Raw genomic sequence first — 9,541 nt, forward strand, 5'->3', positions numbered from 1 at the left:
TGGTTCTATGTCGTAGATCCCCTGTGGGAGCGAGCCTGCTCGCGAAGAAGGCGCCGCGATCTCAGGGCTTGAGTGCCTTCTTCGGGTAGATGTCATACCGACTGGATTTGCCATCCAGCGCATGACTCGGCTTGGGCCCTTCAATGCACGGCGCCTTGCGCGGGCGTTTGACCACGACCCGGTGCGTGGCCAGGGCCAGTGCAGCTTCAAGCAATGCCGGCGCATCCGGGTCATCGCCCACCAGCGGCCGGAACAGGCGCATTTCCTTTTTCACCAGCGCGGTTTTCTCACGGTGCGGGAACATCGGGTCGAGGTAGATCACCTGCGGCGGCTCACCCTCCCAGTTGCGCATCACCTCGATCGAATTACCCTTGAGCAAGCGCATGCGCGCCACGATCGGGGCCACCTCGAAATCTTCCGCGCCACGGGCCAAACCATCTTCGAGTAACGCCCCGATCAACGGCTGACGCTCGATCAGACTCATCTCGCAGCCCAGGCTGGCCAGCACGAACGCGTCCTTGCCCAGCCCGGCCGTGGCATCCAGCACCCGCGGACGCACGCCCTGAGCAACGCCCACAGCCTTGGCGATCATCTGCCCGCTGCCACCGCCGTACAACCGGCGATGGGCCGCGCCACCTTCGACGAAGTCCACCCGCACCGGCCCCGGTGCATCCGGGCCGAGCTGTTGCAGCTGCAAGCCCTGATCGCCCACCTGCAACGCGAACTCACCGTCATCCACCTGCAGCGGCAGGCCCAGGCGCTCGGCCCAGTGCTCGGCCTGTGGCTGAAAGGTCGCGCCCAAGGCTTCGACATGGATGCGGCACGCCGCCGGTTGCTCAATCATGGGAAAACACGCTCAAAAAATTAATGATCGGCAAAAACTGCCGATAACAAAACTATCGAGCATTTTGCCAGAGCTGAGCGTCGACCGAGAGAAATGTCAGACATTCAACCCACATTCACAGGTTTTATCTCGCCCTACGGCGACTACAACCTGCGAAACACCCAGGCACTGAGCGGCGTCAGCCACATCTGGCAGGATTTCTTTGCCCGGGCGCTGGCCGAACAGTCGGGTGAAGTGCTGCCGCAATCGCTGAATTTTCCACCGGTGGATCTCGAAAGCCCGGTCGAACCCACTGTCGGCAGCGATCTGCTGGCACACATCATTTCCCAGCGCGAATGCGACGTGAAGGACACTGAAATTCGTCCGCCCGAGCCGCTGTTCCTGCCGATTGCCGAATTTGAAATGGACCTGGCCGACAAGCCGTTCCCACCGTTCCCGCCGGAAGAAATCGTCGCCCAGCAGAAACAGCAGGACTTCGAAAGCGGCTGGGTGCGTCCGATTGTACTGACCGCCGGCCAGCCTTTGCCGGAAGCTGGCCCGGCACCGCAACCGCGTCCGCTGCACTTGCCGATCGCCGAGTTCGAACTCGACCTACTGGACAAGCCCTTCCCGCCGTTCTCGCCTGAAGAACTGGTCGAGCAACAGAAACAACTCGATTTCGATAATGGCTGGGCGCGCCCGATCATCCTGCAGAACCTGCGCCTGGCGGCCTGATCATCGACAACGCCACCACGGTCCGACGTCCAGATGAAAGTGATTGCGATGGGCGGCGTTGTAATCCGGACTCAACACCACGCTGAACAAACCGCAGGCGCCATCGCGGACCTGCCTTAGAAACTGCGCATCCTGATTATCCTTGGGCCAATCCTTGAGTACGCTGATGGCTCGACCATCGGCCAGGCGGAAACCGGCAATGTCCAGCGCATTGGCCGATGCATGCTGGCTGAGCCTGCCATTCTCACGGCCATAGACGTTGCGGCAGGCAAAGCTGCCCAGATGATCCACCCGCGCGACCGCCTGCCCATAGACCGCTTGCGCCGCCGGTTGCAGGGCGTGATGCTCGAACAGTGCAAACGACACGGCCAGGCGACAACTGGCGAGGAAACTGCTGCTCAGCGCCACATCGCCGCCCTGTACACGCAAGGCATCGGTCAGCGGACACTTGGCGTCGGGGCTGTCTGCCTGACGGGTCACGCGCAATCCTGAACTGCTCAAAGCCTGGTCACACAGCTGCGGGTCATCGCGCAGGCGCATCAGTTTGTAGCGGGTCAGCAGATTCGGTGACGCCTTCACATCCAGCGGCGCCCAGGGATTCCACTGCGGCGGCAGCGACACCCATCCCCGCCAGACACTCACCCCCGCCGCGCCGATGACCGACAGCATCAGCAACAGCCACCACCGCAACCGCATCGTCAGCCTTTGAACAATTGATTGGCTTGGGCGTACGGCATGGACCGCGACGTGAACCCGAACGTGCCCGATTTCTGGATCTCTTCGGCGGCGCGGTAGAACTCGCCCAGCGCCGCCAATGCCAGCGCCGAGCCGACGCTGATGCGCTTGACGCCCATTTCGCCAAGCTCCTGCACCGTCAGCTTCAAGCCGCCGGACATCAGCACATTGACCGGTTTCGGTGCCACGGCGCGGACCACCGCCAGTACGTCTTCGGCGCTGCGCAGACCCGGGGCGTACAACACGTCCGCGCCGGCTTCAGCAAAGGCCTGCAAGCGGCGGATCGTGTCATCAAGATCAGGATTACCATGCAGAAAACTCTCGGCCCGGGCCGTCAGTGTGAAAGGGAAAGGCAAGCTGCGAGCGGCAGCGACGGCGGCCTCGATGCGCGCCACGGCATGCTCGAAGCAATAGATCGGGCTGTCATCACGGCCAGTGAAGTCCTCGATGGAGCCGCCGACGGCACCCGCTTCGGCGGCCCGCACAATGCTTTTGGCGCACTCGGCAGGATCATCGGCAAACCCGTTTTCCAGATCAACCGCGACCGGCAGGTCGCTGGCGGCGACAATCGCCCGGACGTTGGCCAGGGTGTCGTCCAGGGTCAACCCGCCATCGGGACGACCCCGGGAAAAAGCGTAACCGGCGCTGGTGGTCGCCAGCGCCTCGAAACCCAGGCTGGCGAGCATTTTTGCCGAGCCGGCATCCCAGGGGTTGGGGATCACAAAAACACCATCACGTTCGTGCAAGGCTTTGAACGCATGGGCTCGAAGGGTTTGCGCATCCATTGGCAGGCTCCTGAAAAAGGCGAACGAATCCGCCTTCAGAGCAGGCCAAGTTGCTCGGCGGCGGGCTCTCTGTATAGCTCAGGCAGCGCCGGCAAGCCAGGTAACCGCAGCATCAACCGGGCGTGGAAACGTTGCGCCAGTTTCGCCGCCAGCACGTTGTCGGCGGTGTGCAGGAAGATATAGGGCGTGCGCCCCTCTTCAATCCACAGGGCGATTTTCTCCACCCACGGCAACAGAAACGGATCGTTGGCTTCCAGCTGTGGGTGGCCGATGAAGCGCACTTGCGGGAACGGGGTAAACGCCGCTGGACGCGGTGGGACCCTGGGTTTTTTCGATTGGGCGTGCAGTACCGAAGGATCGGTGGACGTACAACTGAACAGCGCGCGCGGATCCAGGCAAATGCGCTCGACGCCGCGATCCAGCAACAGGCGATTGAGCATCCGCTCGCTGTCGCCCTTGGCGAAGAAATCGTCATGCCGCACTTCTACCGCCAAGGGTCGCTGCAAGGCATCGATAAATCCAGCCAGCTCGTGCAAGCGCTGCGGCGTGAAACTTTTCGACAGCTGCAACCACAGCGGCGAAACCCGCTCACCGAGTGGGCTGAGCAATTGGGTGAAGGTTTCGGCAGCCGTCAGCTGTTCACGCAAGTCACCGCCGTGGCTGATGTCGCCGGGGAATTTGGCGGTGAAGCGAAAGTGCTCGGGCATGGTGTCGGCCCAGCGCTGCACGGTGCCGGCAGCCGGGCTCGCGTAGAAGGTCGTGTTGCCTTCCACGGCGTTGAATACTTGTGAATAGAGATCGAGAAACTCGGCGGGTTTGGCGTCTGGCGGATACAGGTAATCGCGCCAGGCGTTTTCACTCCAGGACGGACAGCCGAGGTAGTAAGGCAGCATCAGATGTACAGGTCGAGCCCCATGACTTCCGCATCCCAGTCAACGAAACCGGCGGTGCTGAGATAGCTGGCCAAGGCCATCGCCACACTTTTGCTCATGGCGCGGTGGTAAAGCATGTCTTGCTGACGGGCAGGCAGATTGCTCAGGCGTTGCGCGGACGCTTTGGCGCGGGCGGCGAGTTGTTCTTCGGAGGGAAATTCCAGCTCGCCCTCGATATCGACGGACTCATCTTCCACCACGTGGCCTTTGCGCGGCTTGCGTTTGATGGGGTAGGACTGAGAGGAAATGCCGTCTATACGCATAATTGCATGCTCGGTATCAGTGATGGCAGTTTAGTGGCGCACAACCCACTTCGCAAACCGCCGAGTGATAACTAGAACACATAAAAGACAAAAGGTTTAAAAGCGGGGGTTAGAAAACGACGATTGGCTGGAATCGGCTCTTTGTGGCGAGGGAGCTTGCTCCCGTCCGGCTGCGCAGCAGTCGTGAAACTGCCTGCACATTATGCCTGTGGAAATCTGGGGCTGCTTCGCAGCCCAGCGGGAGCAAGCTCCCTCGCCACAGGAAAGCGGGGAGATCAACGTGCCTTTGGCGTCGCCACTTTATCGCGCAAATACACCGGCTGCGCCTCATCGGCGACGATCGCCTCACCGCGCTCCCAGGCAAACCGCGCCAGCGTCAGCAAGTCTTCGGCGTGAGGCAACATGCCCGCGTCCTGGCCGATCAGGTTGACGCCAATACGCTCGCCATAGCCCCAACCGGTGCCCGCGCCGAACCATTCGCCGCTGGCATCGGCCGGCAATGCGGCGGACTCGGGTGGCAGCACAGCTTCAGCACCGACCAGCCGCATCTCCCCCGCTGTCTCGCGATAGCAGCCCCAATACACCTCGTCCATGCGCGCATCAATGGCGGCAGCCACCTGGCTTGCACCGTGTTCGCGATAAGCGCGCTGGGCCAGTACGGCGAGGTTCGACACCGGCAGTACCGGACGATCCAGGGCAAACGCCAGGCCCTGCACCACGCCGATCGCGATGCGCACGCCCGTGAATGCACCCGGCCCGCGACCGAACGCAATGGCATCGACCGCCTGCAACGTGGTCCCGGCATCGGCCAGCAATTGCTGGATCATCGGCAGCAGCTTCTGCGCATGCAGGCGCGGGATCACCTCGTAATGGCTCGTCACTTTGCCGTCATGCAGCAAGGCAACGGAGCAAGCTTCAGTCGCGGTGTCCAGGGCCAGCAAGGTGCTCATCGATGTTTCCGTAAGATGGGTGGTAAAAGAGGGATCAGAAAAAAGTGCGTCAGTATAAACAACTACGGCCCGCAAGCGGGCCGTGGATGATGCAGCGAATCAGGTTTTTCAGCTCAGGGCTGCCAGCACCTTGGCGGTGATCGCTTCAACCGAACCGACACCTTCGATGTGGCTGTACTTCGGCTTGCCGTTAGCAGCCGACAACTTCTGGTAGAAATCCACCAGCGGCTTGGTCTGCGAGTGGTAGACCGACAGGCGATGACGCACGGTTTCTTCAGTGTCGTCCTTGCGCTGCACCAGTTCTTCACCGGTGATGTCGTCTTTGCCAGCGATTTTCGGCGGGTTGTAGACGATGTGGTACACGCGGCCGCTGGCCTCGTGAACACGGCGACCGGCGATGCGTTGCACGATCTCTTCGTCTTCCACAGCGATCTCGACCACTGCATCCAGCTCCACGCCGGCCGTCACCAGGGCTTCAGCCTGAGGAATGGTGCGCGGAAAACCGTCGAACAGAAAACCGTTGGCGCAGTCGGACTGTGCGATGCGGTCCTTGACCAGGGCGATGATCAGGTCATCGGAGACCAGGCCGCCGGCATCCATGATGCTCTTGGCCTTGATGCCCAGCTCGGTGCCGGCCTTGACCGCCGCACGCAGCATGTCGCCGGTGGAGATTTGCGGAATGCCGAATTTTTCAGTGATGAACTTAGCCTGAGTACCTTTACCGGCCCCGGGAGCTCCCAGCAGAATGACGCGCATCGATGTGCTCCTCAATTTTTATATGGATAACGTCGGATTCGCCTCGTGGGGCCAATCTCAAAAAATAGGGTCGTGGCCGCCCAAACGGCCAAAGGCTGATCAAGATACACAGCAGGCTGCGCCCACACAAGCCGCCAAAAGTCGGAGAAACCGCCCCTTCCGGTGACCATCCGGCGCGGTTTCCCAAGTCGCAACCCCATCATTAACTGTCGCCTGGCCGCACTTTTATAGCGGCCAGTCATCGGCGTCCGACGTACGCATCGCACGCCTGCCCCCACGGCAAAAACCTTAGCCGGTATTTCGCAATCCGGCGGCAATCCCCGCCACAGACACCAGCAGCGCCTGTTCCACCGGGCTGCCCTGCGCTTGATCCTGTTGCCGCGAACGGGCCAGCAACTCCGCCTGTAATAGATGTAGAGGGTCGAGGTAGGTGTTGCGCAAGCGGATGAATTCCAGGGTATCTGGGCTATGTGCCAGTAGCTGCGACTGACCGGTCATCCCCAGGACGATCGAGCACGCCTGCGACAATAGGTCGCGTAAGTGCGCACCCAAAGGAAGCAAGTCCGGCTCGACCAGACGCTCGTCGTAGGACCGGGCGATGTCCGCATCGGCCTTGGCCAGCACCATTTCAAGCATATCGATACGCGTGCGGAAGAATGGCCATTGCTCTCGCATCTGCCCCAGCAGCTCACCCTCGCCCCGCTCCAGCGCCTTGCTCAAGGCGGCTTCCCAGCCGAGCCAGGCCGGCAGCATCAAGCGGGTTTGGGTCCAGCCGAAGATCCACGGGATCGCCCGCAGGCTTTCGATGCCGCCGGCGCGACGCTTGGCCGGACGGCTGCCCAGCGGCAGGCGCCCGAGTTCCTGTTCCGGGGTCGACTGGCGGAAGTACTCGACGAACTGGGGATTTTCCCGCACCACTGCACGGTAAGCGCTGACACCATCGGCGGCCAATTCGTCCATCAGATGCCGCCATTCGGGCGTGGGCGGCGGCGGTGGCAACAGGGTTGCTTCGAGCACGGCGGCCAAATATAGATTGAGGTTTTGCTCGGCGATGTCCGGCAGGCCAAATTTGAATCGAATCATTTCCCCCTGCTCGGTGGTGCGGAAACGCCCCGCCACCGAACCGGGCGGCTGCGACAGAATCGCCGCGTGCGCCGGGCCGCCACCACGGCCCACGGTGCCGCCGCGACCGTGGAACAACAGCAGCTCCACCTGTTGCTCACGGCAGATGTCCACCAGACGCTCCTGCGCCCGATACTGCGCCCAGGCCGCCGCCGTGGTGCCGGCGTCCTTGGCCGAGTCGGAGTAGCCGATCATCACTTCCTGCGGCCCTTGCAGGCGCGAGCGATAGCCCGGCAACAGCAACAGTTTTTCGATCACAGGTCCCGCGTTGTCGAGGTCGGCGAGGGTTTCGAACAGCGGAACCACACGCATCGGCCGCAACACACCCGACTCTTTGAGCAGCAGTTGCACCGCCAGCACATCGGAAGCAGCACCGGCCATGGAGATCACATACGAACCGAGGGACGCCCCCGGTGCAGCAGCGATTTCCCGGCAGGTGGCCAAGACTTCGGCAGTGTCGGCCGACGGCTTGTAGTGGGTCGGCAGCAGCGGCCGACGGTTGTTCAGTTCGCGCGTCAGGAAATCAATGCGTTCATCTTCGCTCCAGTCCTCATAACGACCAAGGCCAAGGTAATCGGTGATTTCAGTCATGGCCGCGCTGTGTCGCGACGAGTCCTGACGCACATCCAGACGCACCAGGAACAGGCCAAACGTCACTGCCCGACGCAGGCAATCGAGCAACGGACCATCGGCAATCACGCCCATGCCGCATTCATGCAGCGAGTGGTAGCACAGCTCCAGCGGATTGAGCAGGTCGCGGTCGTCTTGCAGTACGTCGGCGGTGGCAGGCGTCGGTGTCGTCAACGCGGTGTGCGCCCAGTTGCGCGTGGCGCGCAGGCGCTCGCGCAGTTGCTTGAGTACCGCACGATAGGGTTCGGCACTGTCGCCGGCCTTGGCCCTGAGTTCTTCACTGGCCTGCTGCATCGACAAATCAGCCGCAAGGTGATCGACATCGCGCAGGTACAAATCGGCGGCCATCCAGCGCGCCAACAACAGCACTTCACGAGTGACGGGAGCGGTGACGTTGGGATTACCGTCGCGATCGCCGCCCATCCACGAGGCAAAGCGAATCGGCGCGGCTTCCAGCGGCAAGCGCAGGCCGGTGGCGGCGTGCAAGGCCTGGTCGGCCTTGCGCAGGTAATTGGGGATGGCTTGCCACAGCGAGTGTTCGATCACCGCAAAGCCCCATTTGGCTTCGTCGACGGGTGTCGGGCGGGTGCGGCGGATTTCTTCGGTGTGCCAGGCTTCGGCGATCAGGCGCTGGAGCGTCGACTTGATCTGCTCGCGCTCGGCAGTGGTCAGGTCACGGTGGTCCTGGGCCGCCAGTTGCGCGGCGATGGCGTCGTACTTCTGGATCAGCGTGCGACGGGCAACTTCGGTCGGGTGAGCCGTGAGAACAAGCTCGATCTCCAGCCGCCCCAGTTGCCGTGCCAGGGACTCGGCGCCATGACCTTCGGCGCGCAAACGGGCGAGCAGCTCCGGCAGCACCCGCGCTTCGAACGGCGCGCCTTGGGATTCTTCCCGGCGGTGAATCAACTGGTACTGCTCGGCGATGTTGGCCAGGTTGAGGAACTGGTTGAACGCCCGGGCCACCGGCAGCAATTCGTCTTCAGTCAACTGGTTGAGGCTGGCGCTCAGCTCGGCGTCCATGGAGCCGCGCCGGTCAGCCTTGGCGCCCTTGCGGATCTGCTCGATCTTGTCGAGGAAATCGTCCCCGTACTGTTCACGAATGGTGTTGCCCAACAGCTCACCCAACAGGTGAACGTCCTCGCGCAAGCGTGCATCAATATCGGTCATCAGCAATTCTCCAGCAAAAATCCGGGCGGCCAAGAAATTCATGCTCTTGAGCTAGAGAGTGCCGCTCCAGGCCGCTTCTTACAACCCAGACGACGAAGGGTCTTTAAAGCGCCAAGGCAGAAGCTAGTCTGAACAGTAGGCCGTACAACGGCTTTCGCCGGCCAATGCCGGATATTTCCGGCCTGCCATGAGCAGGCGCGTCATGAGGTCATTATGAAAATTCGCGAGCTTGCCCATCATTGGGAAGAAAACGCCAAGGGTCGCCTGACCGACACCGGCTACTCGATTCACCTGGATGTCGAAGCGGCTGCCAGGCTGGCGGCGATCATTGAGATGTACCCTAAACGGCAACCCGAAGAACTGCTCGGCGAACTGATTGGCGCCGCCCTCGAAGAACTGGAAAAGAGCTTTCCGTATGTAAAGGGAACGACGGTGGTGGCCACTGACGAAGAAGGCGATCCACTGTACGAAGACATCGGTCCGACCCCGCGCTTTCTCGCCTTGTCCCGTCGTCATCTGCATGATTTGTCGGCCGGTCACGACAAGCAGAAACACTAAGTCCCCCTCCAGCGATCCCCTGTGATCCTCTGTGGGAGCGAGCCTGCTCGCGAAGGCGTTGTATCAGTCAATATCAATGTTGACT

Annotated in this window: 10 protein-coding genes; 2 read left to right on the forward strand and 8 right to left on the reverse strand. The window is 61.8% G+C overall.

Features of this window, described 5'->3' with window-relative positions; all coding sequences use genetic code 11:
• Positions 1-61: 61 nt before the first annotated feature.
• Entirely contained in the window at positions 62-844 is a 783-nt protein-coding gene (locus tag ACW9HW_RS26555; protein ID WP_095197114.1) for a class I SAM-dependent methyltransferase, read from the reverse strand.
• 93 nt (positions 845-937) lie between these two features.
• Here ACW9HW_RS26555 and ACW9HW_RS26560 point away from each other — a divergent pair, with 93 nt between their 5' ends.
• On the forward strand, positions 938-1,558 hold the full coding sequence (locus ACW9HW_RS26560; RefSeq protein WP_457402256.1) for an energy transducer TonB: 621 nt from the start codon (positions 938-940) through the stop codon (positions 1,556-1,558).
• Here ACW9HW_RS26560 and ACW9HW_RS26565 read toward each other — a convergent pair whose 3' ends face one another.
• The 7 genes from ACW9HW_RS26565 to ppc all read right to left on the reverse strand — a co-directional run bounded on the left by ACW9HW_RS26565 (position 1,559) and on the right by ppc (position 8,898).
• Positions 1,559-2,254, reverse strand: coding sequence for an extensin-like domain-containing protein (locus ACW9HW_RS26565; RefSeq protein WP_457402258.1), 696 nt, complete (start codon positions 2,252-2,254; stop codon positions 1,559-1,561).
• A 2-nt stretch (positions 2,255-2,256) separates the two neighbouring features.
• Positions 2,257-3,078, reverse strand: coding sequence for an isocitrate lyase/PEP mutase family protein (locus ACW9HW_RS26570; protein ID WP_457402260.1), 822 nt, complete (start codon positions 3,076-3,078; stop codon positions 2,257-2,259).
• Between the two features lie 35 nt (positions 3,079-3,113).
• Entirely contained in the window at positions 3,114-3,974 is an 861-nt protein-coding gene (locus ACW9HW_RS26575) for a DUF72 domain-containing protein (protein WP_457402266.1), read from the reverse strand.
• Positions 3,971-4,273, reverse strand: a complete 303-nt coding sequence (locus ACW9HW_RS26580) for a hypothetical protein (RefSeq protein ID WP_137804705.1) — start codon at positions 4,271-4,273, stop codon at positions 3,971-3,973. The genes ACW9HW_RS26575 and ACW9HW_RS26580 overlap by 4 nt, the downstream gene beginning before the upstream one ends.
• A 275-nt stretch (positions 4,274-4,548) precedes the next feature.
• Positions 4,549-5,223: a tRNA (adenosine(37)-N6)-threonylcarbamoyltransferase complex dimerization subunit type 1 TsaB gene (gene tsaB / locus ACW9HW_RS26585; RefSeq protein WP_457402262.1), complete on the reverse strand. Its 675-nt coding sequence runs from the start codon at positions 5,221-5,223 to the stop codon at positions 4,549-4,551.
• Positions 5,224-5,331: 108 nt separating this feature from the next.
• Positions 5,332-5,979, reverse strand: a complete 648-nt coding sequence (adk, locus tag ACW9HW_RS26590) for an adenylate kinase (RefSeq protein ID WP_093214773.1) — start codon at positions 5,977-5,979, stop codon at positions 5,332-5,334.
• 288 nt (positions 5,980-6,267) lie between these two features.
• Positions 6,268-8,898 (reverse strand): phosphoenolpyruvate carboxylase, encoded by a 2,631-nt coding sequence (gene ppc, locus ACW9HW_RS26595; protein ID WP_457402264.1) that lies wholly within the window; start codon positions 8,896-8,898, stop codon positions 6,268-6,270.
• A gap of 213 nt (positions 8,899-9,111) precedes the next feature.
• Here ppc and ACW9HW_RS26600 point away from each other — a divergent pair, with 213 nt between their 5' ends.
• On the forward strand, positions 9,112-9,456 hold the full coding sequence (locus ACW9HW_RS26600) for a pilin assembly protein (RefSeq protein ID WP_095197121.1): 345 nt from the start codon (positions 9,112-9,114) through the stop codon (positions 9,454-9,456).
• The last annotated feature ends 85 nt before the right edge of the window (positions 9,457-9,541 follow it).

The sequence above is a fragment of the Pseudomonas sp. SDO5532_S415 genome (genome assembly GCF_054071155.1).